A 19,166-nucleotide genomic window follows, 5' to 3' on the forward strand; every position below is an offset into this window, starting at 1 on the left:
CGATCCGCTCGTCATTAACGCTCCGGCTTGGTCATCTCCCGCAGCAGCTGATCGATGCAGCCCACTACCTGCTCTGAGTTCTGCTCGATCTCGCGGTAGAGAGCCTCCGCCTCTTCATGCTTGTGCTGATTTTTCAGCTCGATAATCTGCTGGATTACCTGATGCAATCTGGCGTGGGGGGCAGCCATCGCCCTGAAGGCCGGTTGATCGCCGCAGCATGCCTGCCCTTCGCTGAAGTACCAGTGGCCAAGGCGGCACTCCTTGTCACTGACCGCCTCGCTGCGCGACAGCCCCTCCTGCCCATCCAGATAGGCGCGCACCCGGGTCTTCCAGCCCATATGAGCGGCGCGGGCGCGACTCAGCACCACCCGCACGTTGGAACCATCCTGGAACTGCCCGGCCAGATCCCCCAGCTTGTCCACCAGGGTCGCCACATGGCTGGCGATATGGGCGGTATCCCGCGCCACCAGCGTGGTGGCCTGGGAGATCTCGTGGACGCTGACGATATTGCGGGTGATCTCGTCGCTCACCGAGGATTGCTCCTCCGAGGCAGCGGCGATCTGGGTGTTCATGTCGCGAATGCTGTTGACCGCCCCCTTGATCCGGCCGAGGGCTTCCCCCGCCTGATTGGCCCGCGCCACCGACTCCCCCGCTCGCGAGACGCTGTGTTCGATCAGGGTCACCGTGGTGCCCACCGCCCGTTGCAACTGCTCTATGGTGCCGCGGATCTCGGCGGTGGAGTGCTGGGTGCGCCCGGCCAGCGAGCGCACCTCGTCGGCCACCACCGCAAAACCGCGCCCCTGTTCCCCGGCCCGGGCCGCCTCTATGGCGGCGTTGAGGGCCAGCAGGTTGGTCTGCTCGGCGATGGACTGGATCACCGCAAGCACCGAGCCAATCTGCTCGCTGGCCTTGGCAACCTCTTTCACCGTGTTGCCCGCACTGGCGATCTCCTCGGCCAGCTGTTCGATCATGTTGACGCTCTGCTGCACCACCTCATCACCGGTGACCGCCTGATTGTCCGCTTCGTTGGCCGCTTCGGCCGCCTGCGCCGTGTTGTTGGCCACCTCGTGTACCGTGCTGGTCATCTCGGTCATGGCGGTGGCGAGCTGGGTGGTCTGCTCCTGCTGGCGCGTCATGCTGCCAAGGTTGCCCGCCGCACTGCGCGACAGCCGCTCACTCTCGCCAGCCAGTTCGCCCAGAGTAGCGGTGAGCTGGCTGATGGTGTCGCGGATCTTGGCAACAAAGGCATTGAACGCCGACCCGAGCCGGCGGATCTCCTCCGGCCCCGCCACCGGCAGCTTGCTGCCGAGATCGCCAGAGCCATTGGCCAGCGCCTCCAGCGCCTTGACGCTGTCGAGCAGCGGACGGCTAAGACGCGCCAGCAGCAGCACCAGCGCCACCGCAATCAGAGCGGTGCCAAGTAGCGCGATCATTACCATCTGCCAGCTCTGGCGTACCAGTGCGGCTGCAACCTCACTGTGATCACACGCCAACTCGATCACCCCGACCGCCTTGCCGGAGAAGTCGCGCAACGGTGCCGCCATCACCAGAAAATCGCTCCCCTGCTGCTTGATGGTGGTGAAGCGGCTCTCTCCCGCCAATACCTCCTGATACCAGTCCACCGACTCACCAAGCATGGAGGTACCAGTCAGCATAACGGGTTTACCCTGTTCAAACAGATAGATGGCAAGGCGACTGTCCTTGCCCAGCAGATCGGCAAACAGCGAGGTGTCGAGGGCGCGGCCAAACTCCACCGAGCCGACCGACTGACCATTGAAAGTGACCGGCACTACGCCGCGGATCCCGGTGCCGCCCTGACCGGTCTCCAACCCGCCGACCGGTTGATGATTGCGGTTCACCTCGACCACTGCCAACCGTGTAGTAGAGAGGTCGTCGCCATGATTTGCGGGCTTGTGTACCCGATAAAGGGAAGTAGCCGGGGGAATGTGAAAGTGAAACTGCTGGATCCCCTGCGCCTTGAGGGCGGGCCAGAGCGGATCAAACAGATTGGCGAGGGTCTGCCAATCCTTGTCGGCCACAGCCCTGGCTGCATCCGGCCGCTGGGCGATCAGGGTTGCCGCCAGCACGGTTTCATGGCTGGTATTTTTGATCACCGCTTCCACGTTCTGGAGCTGGCTCCGCAGTGCAGCCTGCTCGGCCGCGAGCGCCCGCTGGCGATTTTCAAACAGATTAAAGGTAAGCAGCACCACGGCGAGCAATACGATGCCGCCGATTGCCAGCAGCGTGATCTGGTGACCCAGCTTGCGAGGGGGGAACATAAGACACCATCCTTGACAGTCATACCCAACCTACAGGATGGAACGGTTAAGTCGGGAGTCCATCAGAACTTAACCCTTTGTTGATATTGATCAAACGATTAACAGGCAAAATGCGAGGTGGGTCAAATAGGGGGAATGTTTATCATATGGGCTGGAATTGGGTCTTGGTGGATAAAACTGACAGTTTTCAGTCCAACACAACGATCACACTGCATAATTTGGAGATCCCCCTTCAATCCCCCACCTTGGTTAGCAAGCACAACAAGGAGTTTTATTAAGGCTTCCAGCTGAAACGGTTCCGTTGGGAGCTTCGTTGGTATACGATACAGGCCCCACAAAAAAACATTAATAATCATAAACTTAATAAGGCTGTCATGACAAAGTATCACATTGTTGCTGTGACTATCGCAGCAAGCTTGACACTTGCGGGTTGTGCAAGCGAATCCTCCCGAACACTTGAAGTTGCCAAAGTGACCTCTTACCAGACCCAATACCAAGGCACTCGCAGCCCCATTTCTGTGGGCAAGTTTGATAATCGCTCAAGCTACATGCGCGGTATATTCTCCGATGGTAACGACCGCCTGGGTAGCCAGGCCAAGACAATCCTGATCACCCACCTGCAACAAACTGGCCGTTTCAGTGTTCTGGATAGAGCCAACATGGAAGAGTTGCAAGCGGAAGCAGGGCTCAAGAAAGAGACTCAGACGCTGAAAGGCGCCGATTACGTCGTCACAGGCGATGTCACTGAATTTGGTCGAAAAGCGGTGGGAGATCATCAGCTGTTTGGCATTCTCGGCAGGGGTAAATCGCAGATCGCCTATGCCAAAGTCAACCTCAACATCGTCGATGTCAAAACGTCAGAAGTTGTTTTCTCGTCACAAGGGGCAGGCGAATTCGAGCTTTCCAACCGCGAAGTTATCGGTTTTGGTGGCACGGCCGATTATGACTCCACACTCAATGGCAAGGTGCTCGACCTGGCGATTCGTGAAGCCGTAAACAATCTGGTCTCTGGCATCCAGAACGGTGCCTGGCAACCGGCTCGCTAAGGGGGAATCAATGAACAAAATGCGTCAAGGACTCTGTCTGGCTTTTGCCCTCTTCAGCTACGGTTGTGCGACCCCACCCAAGCCCCTGTACAACTGGGGTGAATATCAGGATTCGGTCTACCAGAACCTTGAAGAAAAAGATAACGGTGAACAGATCGATCGGCTTGAGAAAAACCTGCAAGAAGCCAATGGCAAAGGGGAAAAGGTGCCGCCCGGTTTCCATGCTCATCTGGCCATGCTTTATGCCCAGCAAGGGCGTGACAACCTCGCACTGGAACACTTCGAGAAAGAGAAGCAACTCTTCCCAGAATCAACCACTTTCATTAATTTTCTGCTCACCCAGAAGCAAGGAGCAGCCAAATGAAAAAGTTACTGATTTCCATCATGGGCTCACTGCTACTGGCTGGTTGCGCATCCCAACAAGCTGCGTATGACTACACAGCATTTCGGGAAAGTCACCCTACATCTATTCTGGTTTTGCCTCCCGTAAACCACAGTCCAGATGTTAAAGCCGGCAATAGCCTGCTCTCCCAGAGCACCATGCCACTGGCCGAGTCTGGCTATTATGTTTTCCCGGTCTCACTGACCAACGAAACCTTCCGTCAGAACGGCATGACTGTTGCGGAAGATATCCACTCTTTGCCCATCAGCAAACTGCATCAGATTTTTGGTGCTGATACCGCGCTCTATCTGGACATCACCGAATATGGCACCAGCTATATGGTGGTCTCGAGTGAAACAGTCGTGACAGCGAAAGCAAAATTGGTGGACCTGCGTAACGGCAAAACCATATGGGAAGGTACCGCCCGCGCTTCCAGCGCAGAGCAAAAGTCCAATGGTGGTGGTAGCTTGGTTGGCATGCTGGTCGTCGCCGTCGTTGACCAGATCACCAACACTGTGATGGACAAGGGCCATGATATCGCAGGGATAACCAGTTTCAGACTGCTAAGCGCAGGTATGCCTAATGGCATCCTGTATGGCCCCTACTCACCGAAATACAACACACAAAAATAACCATTCCTGCTTCTGACAGAAGTGAGGATAAGCAGAGTTGCTTGGGGAAAACCTCTTGTACTCCAGCCTGCGAAAACAAAAACCCCCTCGTGACAGAGGGGGTTTTTCGTGTTGGCAACGGGTGCGGATTAACGCAGCGGTTTGACCGAGCGACGGACAATCAGCTCGGGCTGTACCGTCATCGACTCCACTTCCAGCTCCTTGTTGCGGATCCGGCTGACCAGATGCTTCACCGCCAGCTGGCCCAGTTCGGCCTTCGGGTGACGGATGGTGGTCAGCGGCGGGCTGGAGAAGCGCGCCATCTCCACATCGTCGTAGCCGATGATGGAGATATCGTCCGGCACCTTGACTCCGGCTTCCCAGGCAGCGCAAATCGCGCCGATCGCCATGGGATCGTCAAAGGCAAAGACCGCAGTCGGACGAGGTTGCAGGGCCAGGATGCGCTGCATGGCATCGAAGCCGCTCTGGCTCTCGTAGTCCCCTTCAAAGACCTGTTCATCTTTAAGGGTCAGACCGTGCTCGCCCAGCGCATCACGTACCCCGTCCAGTCGCTGCTGGGTGGTCGGCTTGGAGAGCTGGCCAGTGATGCAGACGATGTCGCGGTGCCCCAGCTCCAGCAGATGGCGAACGGCCATGCGGGCGCCGATGCGGGCGTTGTCGTTGATGACGTTGGCGAAATCGCACTCCGTGCCCCAATCCAGTACCACCTGCGGCACGTTCTTGTGGATGCGCAGCATGTCACGCAACGGGGTGTCGATATCGGTACCCAATACCAGCAGGCCATCCACCCGTTTTTCCATCAGCATTCTCAGGTAATGCTGTTGGCGAGGCGGCTGGTTTTCGGTGTTGCAGAGGATCAGGCTGTAGCCCTGTTCGAAGCAGTACGCTTCAACCCCTTGCACCACTTCTGCGAAGAAGGGGTTGACGCTGGTGGTCACCAGCATACCAATGGTCTTGGTCGAATTTATTTTAAGACTGCGCGCTACCGAGTTGGGCGCGTAGTTGAGTTCTGCCACCGCCTCAATCACTTTCTGGGTCGCGTCTTCGCTGACCCGCCGAGTGTGGTTGAGCACATGTGAGACGGTGGAGATGGATACGCCTGCGCGCGAGGCGACATCCTTGATAGTGGCCATCTCTGTCTCCTGACTGTCAAAGGCGGAACATTAGCAGATTTCCCGAATAAAGGCTTGGTTTTAACGAGCTCTGCCACGGAATTGTCAATGCCGGCTAATTTAGGCGCTCATTTCTGTTTGCGCAAATGGATTCTGGTCAAAATGGGAGCGCTGTCAGAGTAAAATATCGCCAGATTAATCCTCTGGCGTTTGTCAGAATCGCCTCTCGTTACCAAGATGTTAAGTCAACAAATCAAAATTAAGCTCTGATTAGCCGAAAATAACAGGTCATTTATTTCAAAATCCACCCATCCAACCCCCTCTGGTTAGTATCTTTAACAGCTTGTTATTGCCCCGTGAGGAATGATAGAACCATACCTATAGCCGGATGCACGGGATGTAGATCCGGAATGGCACACGGAAATGAAACAATCCACTGATTAAGGGACGAATCAATGCATAAGTTGAGCAAAATCACAGTTGGCGCAGCGGTTTCTTTGGCTCTGTTTGGATCGATCTCCATCGCTCACGCGGCAGACACCATCAAGATTGGTATCGCAGGCCCGGTCACCGGCCCGGTTGCCCAGTACGGAGACATGCAGTTCACCGGCGGCAAGATGGCGGTCGAGCAGATCAACAAGGCTGGCGGCATCAATGGCAAGCAGATCGAAGCGGTCGTCTATGACGATGCCTGCGATCCCAAGCAGGCGGTGGCCGTCGCCAACAAGGTGGTGAATGACGGCGTCAAATTCGTGGTCGGCCACCTCTGCTCCGACAACACCCTGCCCGCTTCCGACATCTATGAAGACGAGGGGATCCTGATGGTCACCCCCGCATCCACCAACCCCAAGATCACCGAGCGCGGTTACCAGCTGACCCTGCGCACCATCGGCCTGGATAGCGATCAGGGCCCGACTGCCGCCAAATACATCATCGAGCAGGTCAAACCCCAGCGCGTGGCCGTTATCCACGACAAGAAGCAGTACGGCGAAGGGATCGCCTCTAGCGTCAAAGCGGCGCTCGACAAGGCTGGCGTGAAAGTGGTGGCCTTTGAAGGGATCACCGCCGGTGACAAGGACTTCTCCGCCCTGATCGCCAAGCTGCAGAAAGAGAACGTCGATTTCGTCTACTACGGCGGCTATCACCCTGAGCTGGGTCTGATCCTGCGTCAGGCTGGCGAGAAGGGGCTGAAAGCCAAGTTCATGGGCCCGGAAGGGGTGGGTAACAAGGATATCTCCGCCATCGGCGGCCCGGCTTCCGAAGGCCTGCTGGTGACCCTGCCGAACAAATACGATCTGGTGCCGGCCAACGCCCCGCTGGTTGCAGCGTTCAAAGCCAAGGGTCAAGACTCCTCCGGCCCGTTCGTCTGGACTACCTATGCCGCGGTGCAAACCCTGGCAGCCGGTATCGCCAAGGCGGGTGAAGATGACCCGGCCGCCGTTGCCGCCGCCATCAAGGCTGCGCCGATCGATACCGTGATGGGCCCCCTGACCTGGGCTCCGAACGGTGACCTGAAAGGCTTCGAATTCGGTGTGTTCCAGTGGCACGCTGACGGTACTTCCAGCCAAGTCAAATAATCTGCCGATCGGGGGTGAGTACGCTCACCCCCTCCTCTCTTTGCGGGCAAGTACAGGGAACGCAGTATGTCCGAACACTTCCTCTATCTGGTTCAGCAGCTGCTGAACGGATTAACCATAGGCAGCACCTATGCATTGATCGCCATTGGCTACACCATGGTCTATGGCATCATCGGCATGATCAACTTCGCCCACGGCGAGGTGTACATGATCGGCTCCTATGTCGCTTTTATGGTGATGGCGGGGCTCATGATGATGGGCATCGACAGCACCTTTCTACTGCTGGGAGGCGCCTTCCTGGTCAGTATCATCATCACCGGCACCTATGGCTGGAGCATCGAGCGGGTCGCCTACCGGCCACTGCGCGGTGGCAACCGGCTGATCCCCCTCATCTCCGCCATCGGCATGTCGATCTTCCTTCAGAACATGATGCGGATGGCGCAGGGCTCGCGGGATATCGCCATGCCCAGCCTGATCTCAGGTGGCTGGACCCTGGGGGGTGAGGATGGTTTTCAGGCCAGCCTCTCCTATATGCAGCTGATTATCTTCGTGGTGACTTTCATCACCATGCTGGCGCTGACCCAGTTCATCGGCCGCTCCCGCATGGGCCGCGCCTGCCGCGCCTGTTCGGAAGATATCAAGATGGCCAACCTGCTGGGCATCGACACCCATGTAGTCATCTCCATCACCTTCGTGCTGGGGGCCGCGCTGGCCGCCGTCGCCGGGGTGCTGCTCGGCATGTATTACGGCGTCATCAACCCCTACCTAGGCTTTATGGCCGGTCTGAAGGCCTTCACTGCCGCAGTGCTGGGCGGTATCGGCAGCATTCCGGGCGCCGTACTGGGCGGCCTGCTGCTCGGCGTGGTTGAAGCGCTCACCGCCGGTTATCTCAGCACCGAGTACAAGGATGTGATGGCGTTTGCCCTGCTCATTTTTGTGCTGCTCTTTATGCCTACTGGCATCCTGGGTCGTCCGGAGGTCGAGAAGGTATGAAACGCCAATTTATGCATGCTCTCGTGCTGCTGTTTATGTCCATACGCAGCATTCTCGGCCGTCCGGAAGTGGAGAAAGTGTGATGAAACATCAATTTATCCACGCCTGTATCGCCAGCCTGGTGCTGCTGGTGCTCTCTTTCTGGCTGCTCGGCTTCAAGCTGGAGACCGATGGCTCCAGCCTGCAGGTAGTGAGCCGCCTCGATGTGTCGCTGGCCTGGCTGCTGGGGGGAGCCACCCTCGTTTTCTGGTTCCAGATGCTGCGCGGCCAGATTGCCAAGCTGTTTCAGGCCTCCATCAGCGGCTTCTCGGTCGGCTTCACCAAGCTGGTGCTGCCGAGCCCGGAAGAGGCGCCCAAGCTCTATAACCTCACCGCCGTGCTGGTGCTGCTGTTCGCAGTGAGCTGGCCCTTTATGGCCTCTCGCGGCGCCATCGATCTCGCCACCCTCACCCTGATTTACATCATGCTGGGGCTGGGGCTGAACGTGGTGGTCGGCCTCGCCGGCCTGCTCGATCTCGGCTATGTCGGCTTCTACGCGGTCGGTGCCTACAGCTATGCCCTGCTCAACACCTACTTCGGGCTGAGCTTCTGGGAGTGCCTGCCCATCGCCGGGCTGATGGCCGCTACCTTCGGCTTCCTGCTCGGTTTCCCGGTGCTGCGGCTGCGGGGGGACTATCTGGCCATCGTCACCCTGGGTTTTGGCGAGATCATCCGCATCCTGCTCAACAACATGACCACCCTGACCGGCGGCCCGAACGGCATCTCCGGCATCCCCAAGCCGACGCTGGGGGGGCTGGAGTTCAACCGCACCGTCAAGGATGGGGGCTTTGATACCTTCCATAACTTCTTCGGCATTACCTACAACGCCAACCACAAGGTGATCTTCCTCTACCTGATGGCGCTGGTGTTGGTGGTGGTGACCCTGTTCGTCATCAACCGCCTGCTGCGGATGCCACTGGGCCGCGCCTGGGAAGCGCTGCGGGAAGACGAGATCGCCTGCAAATCGCTGGGGCTCAACCCCACCATCATCAAGCTGACCGCCTTCACCATAGGCGCTACCTTCGCGGGCTTTGCCGGCAGCTTTTTTGCCTCACGGCAGGGCTTTATCAGCCCGGAATCCTTCGTCTTTATCGAGTCGGCCATCGTGCTCGCCATTGTGGTGCTGGGTGGCATGGGCTCCCAGATCGGGGTGGTGCTGGCTGCCATCGTGATGACGGTGCTGCCGGAGCTGGCCCGCGAATTCAACGAGTACCGCATGCTGATGTTCGGCCTCTTGATGGTGTTCATGATGATCTGGCGGCCACAAGGATTGCTACCGATGACCCGTCCGCATCTGGAGTTGAAGAAATGAGTACACATCAGAAGTTAATGGAAGTCTCTGATTTGTCGATGCGCTTCGGGGGCCTGCTGGCCGTCAACGGAGTAAAACTGGATATCGACAAGGGCGAGGTGATCTCCATCATCGGCCCCAACGGCGCAGGCAAGACCACCATCTTCAACTGCCTGACCGGCTTCTACAGCCCGAGCGGCGGCACCATCCGCTACAAGGGTGAGGAGATCCAGGGGCTGCCCGGCCACCTCATCGCCCGCAAGGGGATTGTGCGTACCTTCCAGCACGTGCGGCTGTTCAAGGAGATGACGGCGGTGGAGAACCTGCTGGTTGCCCAGCACCAGCACCTCAACACCAGCTTTATCGCCGGTCTGTTCAAGACCCCGGCCTTCCGCCGGGCGGAGCAGGAGGGGCTGGAGCGGGCCGCCTTCTGGCTGGATAAAGTGGGCCTCAAGGATCTCGCCAACCGCGCCGCCGGTAATCTGGCCTACGGTCAGCAGCGCCGCCTCGAGATCGCCCGCTGCATGGCGACCCGTCCCGAGCTGCTGATGCTGGACGAACCGGCTGCCGGCCTCAACCCGAAGGAGACCGACGAGCTGGATGAGCTCATCATGAGCCTGCGGGACGAATTCGGGGTCTCGGTGCTGCTGATCGAACACGATATGAAGCTGGTGATGGGCATCTCCAACCGTATCTTCGTGGTCAGCCAGGGCACCCCGCTGGCCCATGGCAAGCCGGATGAGATCCGTAACAACCCGGCAGTGATCAAGGCCTATCTGGGCGAGTCGTAAGGACAAAAAGATGTTAGAACTTCGCAACGTATCGACCCACTACGGCAAAATTCAGGCACTGCACGATGTCAGCGTCGAGGTGAAAGAGGGGGAAATCGTCACCCTGATCGGTGCCAACGGCGCCGGCAAAACCACCCTGCTGATGACCCTCTGCGGCGAACCCAAGCCCAGCAGCGGCTCCATCTGGTTTGAGGGGGAACAGATCAGCTCCCTCACCACCGCCCGGATCATGCGCAAGGATATCGCCGTGGTGCCGGAGGGGCGTCGCATCTTCGCCCGCCTGACGGTGGAGGAGAACCTGCTGATGGGCGCCTTCTTCGTCGACAAGGCCGAGCAGCATGGCCTGCTGGATCAGGTGTTTACCTTGTTCCCGCGCCTGCACGAGCGCCTGCAACAACGGGCGGGCACCATGTCTGGCGGCGAGCAGCAGATGCTGGCCATCGGCCGCGCCCTGATGAGCAAACCGCGCCTGCTGCTGCTGGATGAACCCTCGCTGGGGCTGGCCCCCATCGTCATCCAGCAGATCTTCGACACCATCGAACAGTTGCGGCAAAAGGGGATGACCATCTTTCTGGTGGAGCAGAACGCCAACCAAGCGCTCAAGCTGGCCGACCGCGGCTATGTGCTGGAGAACGGCCACGTGGTGCTGCAAGACACAGGAGCCGCCCTGCTGGCCAACCCGGCGGTGCGGCAGGCCTATCTGGGCGGTTAACCCACTGACCAGCATGCCATATCGACAAGGGAGCCGCAGGCTCCCTTATCTTTTGTGGGGTTAGTTTGCGCCCAAGCTTGCGGTACACTGGCCCGTAATCAACCTATTCGCAGGACATCCCGATGGACCAGTTTGCCCATATCAGTGCCCATGATGCCCACCAGAAACTGAGCGCGGGTGAAGCCCGTCTGGTGGATATTCGCGACCCGCAATCCTTTGAAGCGGCCCACGCGGTCGGCGCCTTCCACCTCACCAACGGCACCCTGGTGCGCTTTATGAACGAAGTGGATTTCGATACCCCGGTCATCGTGATGTGCTATCACGGCAACAGCAGTCAAGGGGCGGCCCAATACCTGCTGCAACAGGGTTATGACGAGGTCTACAGTCTGGATGGCGGTTTCGAAGCGTGGCGCCGGGAGTTTCCCATCGAGGCAGGCGAGGCATGATTCAGCTGCTGGTGCTCGACAACGCCCGCATGGCGCAGGCGCTGGTGGACTATCTGGCGACCTTGGGGATCTCCTGCGAGCTGACCCAGTCCGAGCTGGGGGTCACCATCTGGCTGGCGGACGAGCAGCGCCTCGCGCAGGCCCAGCTGGAGGTGAAGCGCTTTCTGGCCGAGCCGGCCCACCCGCGCTATATGGAAGCCTCCTGGCAATCCGGCCGCGCCGATGCCCGTATCGACTACAGCAAGGGGATGACGGATCCCATCACAGATTTCCTCCATCAGGCGGGGCCACTGACGCTGGTGGCCATCATCGCCTGTCTCGCCATCTACGGGATCGAGGCCATCGGCCTGCCAATCTACGATGAACTGGCATTCCACCCGACGCTTGCCCAGTTCACCGACTGGCAGGCATGGCGTTATTTCACCCCCGCCCTGATCCACTTCTCGGTGCTCCATCTGGTGTTCAACTTGCTCTGGTGGTGGTATCTCGGCGGCCAGATCGAGCAGCGCCTTGGCAGCGGCAAGTTGCTGATCCTGCTGCTGGTGGGCGCCGCCCTGCCCAATATCGCCGAGTTCTTTGCCAGCGGCCCGCTGTTTGGCGGCCTCTCCGGCGTGGTCTATGCCCTGCTCGGCTACTGCTGGCTGCGCAGCAAGCTGCAACCGGCCTGCGGCCTGACTCTGCCGCCGGCGCTGATGGGCTTTATGCTGTTCTGGATGGTGCTCGGCTTCTTCGACATGCTCGGCACCAGCACCGCCAACATCGCCCACCTGACCGGCCTGCTGGTCGGCCTGCTGCAAGGCTGGCTGGATCGCAACCACCAGCCGACCTGATTTTTCAGCAGTTGCAGAAACGAGAACGCCGCCCCGAAGGGCGGCGTTTGCTTGCCAGCACAAATGGTAAAAAGCCGCCGCGATCTCGGCAAAGTGAGGTAATTGTCGGTAGAATGTCCGCCAACGCTTAAGGAGGACATCATGATCGACCCGAAGAAACTGGAAGAGATCGCCAAGCAGGTGCACAACTCCCTGCCGCCCGGCATTCGCAGCATGGGTGAAGAGGCCGAGAAGAAGATGCGTCAGGTACTGCAAGCCCAGTTGGGCAAGCTGGATCTGGTCAGCCGCGAAGAGTTCGACGTGCAGACCAAGGTGCTGCTGCGTACCCGTGAAAAACTGGCCGCCCTCGAAAGCAAGCTGGCTCAGCTCGAGCAGCAGCTCGGCGCCAAAGGCGAATAACGAAAACCCCAGCTCGGCTGGGGTTTTTGCTTTGTATTGAACCTGTAAAAAACATCACACCTGAAGCAGATACCAGGCTCGCTTGCCGCGCGCCTTGGCCTCATACATGGCCCTGTCGGCCACCTCCAGCGCCTGTCGGAAGCTCAATGGCTCCTCCTCCCACAGGGCGATGCCGATACTCAGCCCCACCCGTTGCGGGCAACCGGGTTTGGGCACATAGCCGTGCATCCGGCTGATCAGGGCGTCAGCCAGTTGCGCCAGGCCATGGCTCGACACATCCCGGTGCAGATGCACTACAAACTCGTCGCCGCCGTAACGGCCACATAGCGCCGAGCCAGGCATAATAAGGCGCAGCCAGTCCGCCATCTGCTGCAACACCAGATCGCCGCAGGCGTGGCCCAGCTGGTCATTGATCCCCTTGAAATCATCCAGATCGATAAAGAGCAGCGCTCCTGCTCCGTCATGTTGCTGCTGAGCAAACGCCTTGCCAAACCCCTGCCGGTTGAGCAGGCCGGTCAGGGCATCGCTGTTGGCTCGCTCGGCCAGCCTCTGTTCATAGGCTTTGCGCTGGGTGATATCGATATGGGAACCCATGATCCGCAGCGGCTTGCCATCGCCATCCCGATCGACGACCCGTCCCCTATCCCACAGCCAGGTGACCTCGCCTTGCGGGTTGATGGTGCGGTATTCGGCTTCATAGAAGGGGGTTTTCCCCTCAAGATGGGCAAAGTAGCTGCCCATGGCATGGGCGCGATCGTCGGGATGGAGCTTGGCGCTCCACTGATCGAAATGAGGGGCCATGTCACCGGCCTGAAAGTTCTGCAGGTTGAATACCCGCAGCTCGCCGGTGGGAATGGTGCCCTGCCAGAGACAGATGCCGGTGCCATCGAGGGCGGCATTGAGCTTCTCCTGCAACAGGCCGTTTTCATGCTGCAAAGCGGCGATCTCTGCCTGCAAACGGGCCATTTCACCGCCATGAGGGGACGGGATCAGTGTTGCGACCCGCTCGACAGAGCCGGTCTCTCCCCTGTCATCCTCCGCAGATGCCCTGCCCTCTTCACTCAACACTGCGCCTCCTTGTGCTTGCTCTATGGATGCTCTTGTCAATCTCTCACAAAGATGCCATCAGCTACGTTTGATTAGTAGCCATTCATAGTCAAAATATTGAAAAATAATGGGATAACGCCGCGATAATCCAACCATTCTGGGCGATCCGGTACTGCGGCAGCCACAAAAAAAAGCCCCCGGCAAAACCGGGGGCTGCGTCATCCAGACGGGGATCCCGTCAGATAAATTCGTAGGCGTCACCAAAGATGCGCTCCGGCTCGGCGCCGAGGATCTTGAACTCCTCCCGCGCGGCACCCGCCATCTCGAAACGGCCGGCGACATAGATGTCGTAGTCGTGGAGACTGACGAAATCATCCATGATCGCCTTGTGCACCAGACCGGTACGGCCACTCCAGTCACTCTCTGGCTCCTGTACCACCGGGATGAAGGTGAGCGGCGCGTAGTCACGCTCCCACTGCTGCATCTGCTCCAGCTCATAGAGCCAGTGCGCCTGACGCACCCCCCAGTAGAAGAACACCGGACGCTTGCTGCCCGTGTCGATCAGGTACTCCAGAATGGAGCGGGCGTAAGAGAAACCGGTGCCGCCCGCCATCAGGATCAGCGGACGGGGGGATTCATCGCGCAGGAACGCCTTGCCAGCCGGCAATTCGACCTCGATCTCCCCCTGCTCGCGCATGCGGGCCAGCACCTGACCGGCGTAGGCGTTCTCGGGAGTGGCGCCGATTTGCAGCTCCAGCACGCCCGGGCGGGTCGGCGAGTTGGCGATGGAGAAGGGACGCTTGTCCGAATCGCTCATCACCACCAGCAGATACTGGCCCGGCTTGAAGCTGACCTCTTGCTGCGGCGTCAGGGCCACATGCCAGATGGTGTCGACATATTCGCGCAGTTCCTCTACGCGGCATTTGATACGTTGCATTCTTGTCCTTGTGGCGGGTTCGCTCGACCCGCTTCGCTCATTGTTTCACTGTCAGGTGATGACCAGCACTGCTGGCCCCATTCGTCGAGGATACCCAAATCGCTGCGGATCTCATCCATTTTTGCAGCAAACGGGCCATTTTCGCCTCAACCGAGGATATTCAACTCATCCCAGATGGCATCGATCTTCTGCTTCACTGTCTCATCCTGCACTATGGGCTGACCCCACTCCCGATTGGTCTCGCCCGGCCACTTGTTGGTGGCATCCAGCCCCATTTTGGAGCCGAGGCCGGAGACCGGCGAGGCGAAGTCCAGATAGTCGATCGGGGTGTGCTCGATCAAGGTGGTGTCCCGTGCCGGGTCCATCCGGGTGGTGATGGCCCAGATCACATCCTTCCAGTCGCGAGCGTTGACGTCATCGTCACACACCACCACGAACTTGGTGTACATGAACTGGCGCAGGAAGGACCAGACCCCCAGCATCACCCGCTTGGCATGGCCCGGGTAGCGTTTCTTGATGGTCACCACCGCCATCCGGTAGGAGCACCCCTCCGGCGGCAGATAGAAGTCCACAATCTCGGGGAACTGCTTCTGCAGCAGCGGCACGAACACCTCGTTCAGCGCCAGACCCAGCACCGCCGGTTCATCGGGCGGACGGCCGGTGTAGGTGCTGTGATAGATGGCATCGCGCCGCTTGGTGATGTGGGTGATGGTGAAGACCGGGAACTCGTCCACCTCGTTGTAGTAGCCGGTGTGGTCGCCATAAGGGCCTTCCGGCGCCATCTCACCCGGCTCAAGATAGCCTTCCAGCACGATCTCGGCGCTGGCGGGCACCTCCAAATCGCAGCTGATGGCCTTGATCACTTCGGTACGGCTGCCGCGCAGCAGACCGGCAAAGGCATATTCGGAGAGAGTATCCGGCACCGGCGTCACCGCGCCGAGGATGGTCGCCGGATCGGCACCGAGTGCCACCACCACCGGGAATCGCTCACCGGGATGGGCCTCCTGCCACTCGCGAAAATCGATGGCACCGCCACGATGATCGAGCCAGCGCATGATCAGCTTGTTCTTGGCGATCTTCTGCTGGCGATAGATGCCGAGGTTCTGCCGCTTCTTGTAGGGGCCACGGGTGATGGTGAGGCCCCAGGTGACCAGCGGCGCCACATCGCCGGGCCAGCAGTGCTGGATCGGGATCTGGTCGAGATCGACCGCATCTCCCTCCTGCACCACCTGCTGGCAGGGGGCGGAAGAAAGGCGCTTGGTCGGCATGTTGAGCACCTGCTTGAAGATCGGCAGCTTCTCCATCAGCTCCTTGAATCCCTTGGGCGGCTCGGGCTCCTTGAGATAGGAGAGCCAGACCCCGACCTGACGCAGGGCGCCCACATCGGGCTGCCCCATGCCCATGGCAACCCGATCAGGGGTACCGAACAGGTTGGTCAGCACCGGCATGGTGTAGCCTTTGGGATTTTCGAACAGCAGAGCCGGGCCACCCGCACGCAGGGTGCGATCGCTGATCTCGGTCATCTCCAGATAGGGATCTATCTCGCGGGTGATGCGCTTGAGTTGTCCGTTTTGTTCCAGCTGCGCGATGAAATCACGCAAATCCTTGTATTTCATGCAAGTTCCCAACCGGGTTCAGGAGGTCACGCATTATAACCCTGGCTGCCCATCGGGTGTACCCGAATCGGGTAGCAGACTCGGTGCAATGGGTGGCACGTCACGATGGCCGAGGCGTCTGGCCAGTGCAGAGAGCAGCTGGGGCTCGTCCACCTCCATCAACAGACCGGCCACCAGCGCCCCGTATTGACGGTTGGAGAGTTCCGCCAGCAGGTATTTCTGGGCTTGCGGCGGCAAGGGGGAGAGTGCGCTCAGCTGCCGCAGGGCGGCTCCCTTCAACCCCTCGTTGCCACTGGCGGCAATCAGCAGATCACTTGCGGCACTGCCGTGATGAAAGCGGTTAATGGTGGAGAGTGCGCGCAGCGCGTCCTGATCTGCCGGCCGCCGCCACAGCATGCTATAGAGCGCCGGTTCGCCGGTGCGCTGCAACAGATGGAACAACAGGTGATTGTCGGGCAGATAGATATTCTGGCTGGCCAGCGCTTGCGCCTCCCGCATCCAGATCGGTTGCGCCAAGGTGTCGAGGGCTAGCAACAGGGCTTGCTGCTGCATGGCGAGATCGGGGTTACTGCTGTAGTAGATGGACTTTAGCTGGAAGCTGCCCTGGGCAAGCTGCTGCCGATAGCGCTGCATCAGTGATTGCAGCTGCCACTCCCCCAGCAACTGACGGGCCTGCGCGGCAAAATCATAGACAGGTTGCTGCACCAGAAAACCGTCGACCTGCTGCTCCATGAGCCACTCGGGTGCCTTGTCGGCCTGAGCCTCGACCCACTGTTGCAACGCAGGGGATGCAGGGGAGGTAGCGGGAATATCCCGCAGCAGCTGCAACAGCAGGAACTCCCGCCGCTCGCGACTCAGGGTCGCCAGCAGAGAGTCGATGGCTGCAAATTGCCCCTCCTGCAGACGGCCCGCCAGATAGCGCTGGTGAGTCTGCAACGTCTCGGCTGCCACCGCGATCGGAGCACTTTGCGCGCAGGCTGGCATTGCACTCAGCAACCCCAGCAATAACCAGAAAACAGGCTTCATGACGTCTCCATCCATGTGACATCGGGATCTCATACTACTAGGGCGACCGGAAAACAGATAAACAAAAACCGCGACCAGGGCCGCGGTTTCGTCATTTTCTGACCGGACTTACTTCTGCTGGCGCCGCATGGCGTCAAAGAACTCGTCGTTGGTCTTGGTCATCGCCAGCTTGTCGATGAGGAATTCGATACCGTCGATCTCGCCCATCGGGTGGACAATCTTGCGCAGGATCCACATCTTCTGCAGCTCGTCACCTGAGGTGAGCAGCTCTTCTTTACGGGTGCCTGAGCGGGTGATGTCGATAGCCGGGTAGACGCGCTTCTCGGCAATCTTGCGCGAGAGATGCAGTTCCATGTTGCCGGTACCCTTGAACTCTTCGTAGATAACCTCGTCCATTTTGGAACCGGTATCGATCAGCGCGGTAGCGATGATGGTCAGGCTGCCGCCCTCCTCAACATTACGCGCGGCGCCGAAGAAGCGCTTCGGACGGTGCAGGGCGTTGGCGTCCACACCACCGGTCAGTACCTTGCCGGATGACGGGATAACGGTGTTGTAGGCGCGAGCAAGACGGGTGATGGAGTCCAGCAGGATCACCACGTCTTTCTTGTGCTCGACCAGGCGCTTGGCCTTCTCGATCACCATTTCGGCAACCTGAACGTGACGGGAAGCAGGCTCGTCAAAGGTGGAAGCGATCACTTCACCTTTTACCATGCGCTGCATCTCGGTCACTTCTTCCGGACGCTCGTCGATCAGCAGAACGATCAGTTCACAGTCCGGGTGGTTGTAGGCGATGCTCTGGGCGATGTTCTGCAGCAGCATGGTCTTACCGGCCTTGGGCGGCGCCACGATCAGGCCACGCTGGCCTTTACCGATGGGGGAAGCCAGGTCCAGTACACGGGCGGTGATATCTTCGGTAGAGCCATTACCCCGTTCCATACGCAGACGTTCGTTGGCATGCAGGGGGGTAAGGTTTTCAAACAGGATCTTGTTGCGGGAGTTTTCCGGGCGGTCGTAGTTGACCTCATTGACCTTGAGCAGTGCGAAGTAGCGTTCGCCCTCTTTCGGTGGCCGGATCTTGCCGGAGATGGTATCGCCGGTACGCAGGTTGAAGCGGCGGATCTGGCTCGGGGAGACGTAGATATCGTCAGGGCCTGCCAGATAGGAGCCGTCTGCACTGCGCAGGAAGCCGAAACCATCGGTCAGGATTTCCAGCACACCGTCGCCAAAGATATCTTCACCACCCTTGGCGTGCGCCTTGAGGATTGCAAAAATAATATCTTTCTTGTGCGCCCGAGCCAGATTTTCCAACCCCATGGATTCGCCAAGCTTGACCAGCTCGGACACAGGAGTGTTCTTTAATTCAGTCAGATTCATAGTGGTGAAAGTCTGTAAGCAAGGATTGAAATGAGGAGACAGTCTGCTGGATTGATGCTGATCGGATTTGATTGCCAGGCTGTGGTTAGCAAAGAGTCAGGCAAAAAGGTTAGCAAACGAGCGATAAACTAGCACCAATCGGGATGAGCGTCTAGGTGATAAAACACAAGGAGCGCATTATTGCAATGCGCTCCTCTTTAATTATTACAGGTTGCCGTCCAGGAACTCTTTCAGCTGAGTCTTGGACAGTGCACCGACCTTGGTCGCTGCCACTTCGCCATTCTTGAACAGCAAGAGGGTCGGGATACCACGAATGCCGTACTTGGGCGGAGTATCAGAGTTATGGTCGATGTTCAGTTTGGCTACGGTCACGCGACCTTCGTACTCTTGGGCAACTTCTTCCAGGATCGGGGCAATCATCTTGCACGGACCACACCACTCGGCCCAGAAGTCGACCAGAACGGCGCCATCGGCTTTGATTACATCTGCCTCGAAGCTGGCATCGCTCAGCTGAACAATCTTGTCACTCATCTCCAACTCCAGTCAGTAATTAAGGCTTTATTGACATATCAACAAAGGCAATAGTTGCCCTATTTGAAATGATCCTGTTTATTATTGCAAGCCTAACCTGATAACC

At 58.9% G+C, this 19,166-nt stretch carries 19 protein-coding genes; 11 read left to right on the forward strand and 8 right to left on the reverse strand.

What is annotated here, in order from left to right; all coding sequences use genetic code 11:
• Positions 1-14: 14 nt before the first annotated feature.
• Complete coding sequence (locus tag ACTG1K_RS02470) at positions 15-2,279, reverse strand: methyl-accepting chemotaxis protein (RefSeq protein WP_440004771.1); 2,265 nt, start codon at positions 2,277-2,279, stop codon at positions 15-17.
• A gap of 374 nt (positions 2,280-2,653) precedes the next feature.
• On the opposite strand from ACTG1K_RS02470, the gene ACTG1K_RS02475 reads away from it, so the two are divergent.
• Genes ACTG1K_RS02475 through ACTG1K_RS02485 form a run of 3 tightly spaced genes read left to right on the forward strand, consistent with a single transcriptional unit; the run spans position 2,654 to position 4,339 of the window.
• Positions 2,654-3,325, forward strand: coding sequence for a CsgG/HfaB family protein (locus tag ACTG1K_RS02475; protein WP_042054701.1), 672 nt, complete (start codon positions 2,654-2,656; stop codon positions 3,323-3,325).
• 10 nt (positions 3,326-3,335) lie between these two features.
• Positions 3,336-3,689, forward strand: coding sequence for a DUF4810 domain-containing protein (locus ACTG1K_RS02480; RefSeq protein ID WP_050498494.1), 354 nt, complete (start codon positions 3,336-3,338; stop codon positions 3,687-3,689).
• Positions 3,686-4,339, forward strand: coding sequence for a DUF799 domain-containing protein (locus ACTG1K_RS02485; protein WP_425857301.1), 654 nt, complete (start codon positions 3,686-3,688; stop codon positions 4,337-4,339). Before ACTG1K_RS02480 ends, ACTG1K_RS02485 begins: the two co-directional genes overlap by 4 nt.
• Positions 4,340-4,467: 128 nt before the next feature.
• On the opposite strand, the gene ACTG1K_RS02490 is transcribed toward ACTG1K_RS02485, so the two are convergent.
• Positions 4,468-5,472, reverse strand: a complete 1,005-nt coding sequence (locus tag ACTG1K_RS02490; protein WP_005355925.1) for a substrate-binding domain-containing protein — start codon at positions 5,470-5,472, stop codon at positions 4,468-4,470.
• 434 nt (positions 5,473-5,906) lie between these two features.
• On the opposite strand from ACTG1K_RS02490, the gene ACTG1K_RS02495 reads away from it, so the two are divergent.
• From ACTG1K_RS02495 to ubiK, 8 genes are all read left to right on the forward strand, one after another.
• Positions 5,907-7,028: a branched-chain amino acid ABC transporter substrate-binding protein gene (locus ACTG1K_RS02495; RefSeq protein WP_005339442.1), complete on the forward strand. Its 1,122-nt coding sequence runs from the start codon at positions 5,907-5,909 to the stop codon at positions 7,026-7,028.
• Between the two features lie 66 nt (positions 7,029-7,094).
• Complete coding sequence (gene livH, locus ACTG1K_RS02500; protein WP_110304535.1) at positions 7,095-8,021, forward strand: high-affinity branched-chain amino acid ABC transporter permease LivH; 927 nt, start codon at positions 7,095-7,097, stop codon at positions 8,019-8,021.
• 82 nt (positions 8,022-8,103) lie between these two features.
• Entirely contained in the window at positions 8,104-9,372 is a 1,269-nt protein-coding gene (locus ACTG1K_RS02505) for a high-affinity branched-chain amino acid ABC transporter permease LivM (protein WP_005355922.1), read from the forward strand.
• Positions 9,369-10,142, forward strand: a complete 774-nt coding sequence (gene livG, locus ACTG1K_RS02510; RefSeq protein ID WP_005357323.1) for a high-affinity branched-chain amino acid ABC transporter ATP-binding protein LivG — start codon at positions 9,369-9,371, stop codon at positions 10,140-10,142. The genes ACTG1K_RS02505 and livG overlap by 4 nt, the downstream gene beginning before the upstream one ends.
• Positions 10,143-10,152: 10 nt before the next feature.
• Complete coding sequence (locus ACTG1K_RS02515) at positions 10,153-10,854, forward strand: ABC transporter ATP-binding protein (RefSeq protein ID WP_005342433.1); 702 nt, start codon at positions 10,153-10,155, stop codon at positions 10,852-10,854.
• A 122-nt stretch (positions 10,855-10,976) separates the two neighbouring features.
• Positions 10,977-11,300, forward strand: a complete 324-nt coding sequence (gene glpE, locus ACTG1K_RS02520) for a thiosulfate sulfurtransferase GlpE (protein WP_021229253.1) — start codon at positions 10,977-10,979, stop codon at positions 11,298-11,300.
• Complete coding sequence (gene glpG, locus ACTG1K_RS02525; RefSeq protein WP_440004772.1) at positions 11,297-12,130, forward strand: rhomboid family intramembrane serine protease GlpG; 834 nt, start codon at positions 11,297-11,299, stop codon at positions 12,128-12,130. The genes glpE and glpG overlap by 4 nt, the downstream gene beginning before the upstream one ends.
• 141 nt (positions 12,131-12,271) lie before the next feature.
• Positions 12,272-12,529, forward strand: a complete 258-nt coding sequence (ubiK, locus tag ACTG1K_RS02530) for a ubiquinone biosynthesis accessory factor UbiK (protein WP_005339429.1) — start codon at positions 12,272-12,274, stop codon at positions 12,527-12,529.
• 54 nt (positions 12,530-12,583) lie between these two features.
• Here the strand turns inward: ubiK and ACTG1K_RS02535 are convergent, their stop codons facing one another.
• The 6 genes from ACTG1K_RS02535 to trxA form a co-directional block, all read right to left on the reverse strand.
• Positions 12,584-13,597: a GGDEF domain-containing protein gene (locus ACTG1K_RS02535; protein ID WP_158114354.1), complete on the reverse strand. Its 1,014-nt coding sequence runs from the start codon at positions 13,595-13,597 to the stop codon at positions 12,584-12,586.
• Between the two features lie 217 nt (positions 13,598-13,814).
• Positions 13,815-14,513, reverse strand: coding sequence for an NAD(P)H-flavin reductase (gene fre, locus ACTG1K_RS02540; RefSeq protein WP_425857295.1), 699 nt, complete (start codon positions 14,511-14,513; stop codon positions 13,815-13,817).
• A gap of 146 nt (positions 14,514-14,659) precedes the next feature.
• Positions 14,660-16,129 (reverse strand): 4-hydroxy-3-polyprenylbenzoate decarboxylase, encoded by a 1,470-nt coding sequence (ubiD, locus tag ACTG1K_RS02545; RefSeq protein WP_440004773.1) that lies wholly within the window; start codon positions 16,127-16,129, stop codon positions 14,660-14,662.
• A 33-nt stretch (positions 16,130-16,162) separates the two neighbouring features.
• Positions 16,163-17,155, reverse strand: a complete 993-nt coding sequence (locus tag ACTG1K_RS02550) for a hypothetical protein (protein WP_440004774.1) — start codon at positions 17,153-17,155, stop codon at positions 16,163-16,165.
• Positions 17,156-17,263: 108 nt separating this feature from the next.
• Positions 17,264-18,529 carry a transcription termination factor Rho gene (gene rho, locus ACTG1K_RS02555; protein ID WP_005339417.1) on the reverse strand — a complete coding sequence of 422 codons (1,266 nt, stop codon included), beginning with the start codon at positions 18,527-18,529 and terminating at the stop codon, positions 17,264-17,266.
• A 204-nt stretch (positions 18,530-18,733) separates the two neighbouring features.
• Positions 18,734-19,060 carry a thioredoxin TrxA gene (gene trxA / locus ACTG1K_RS02560; protein ID WP_005339416.1) on the reverse strand — a complete coding sequence of 109 codons (327 nt, stop codon included), beginning with the start codon at positions 19,058-19,060 and terminating at the stop codon, positions 18,734-18,736.
• Positions 19,061-19,166: the final 106 nt, after the last annotated feature.

It is taken from the genome of Aeromonas sp. 102P (assembly GCF_051920345.1).
Classification (GTDB): Bacteria; Pseudomonadota; Gammaproteobacteria; order Enterobacterales; family Aeromonadaceae; genus Aeromonas; species Aeromonas veronii.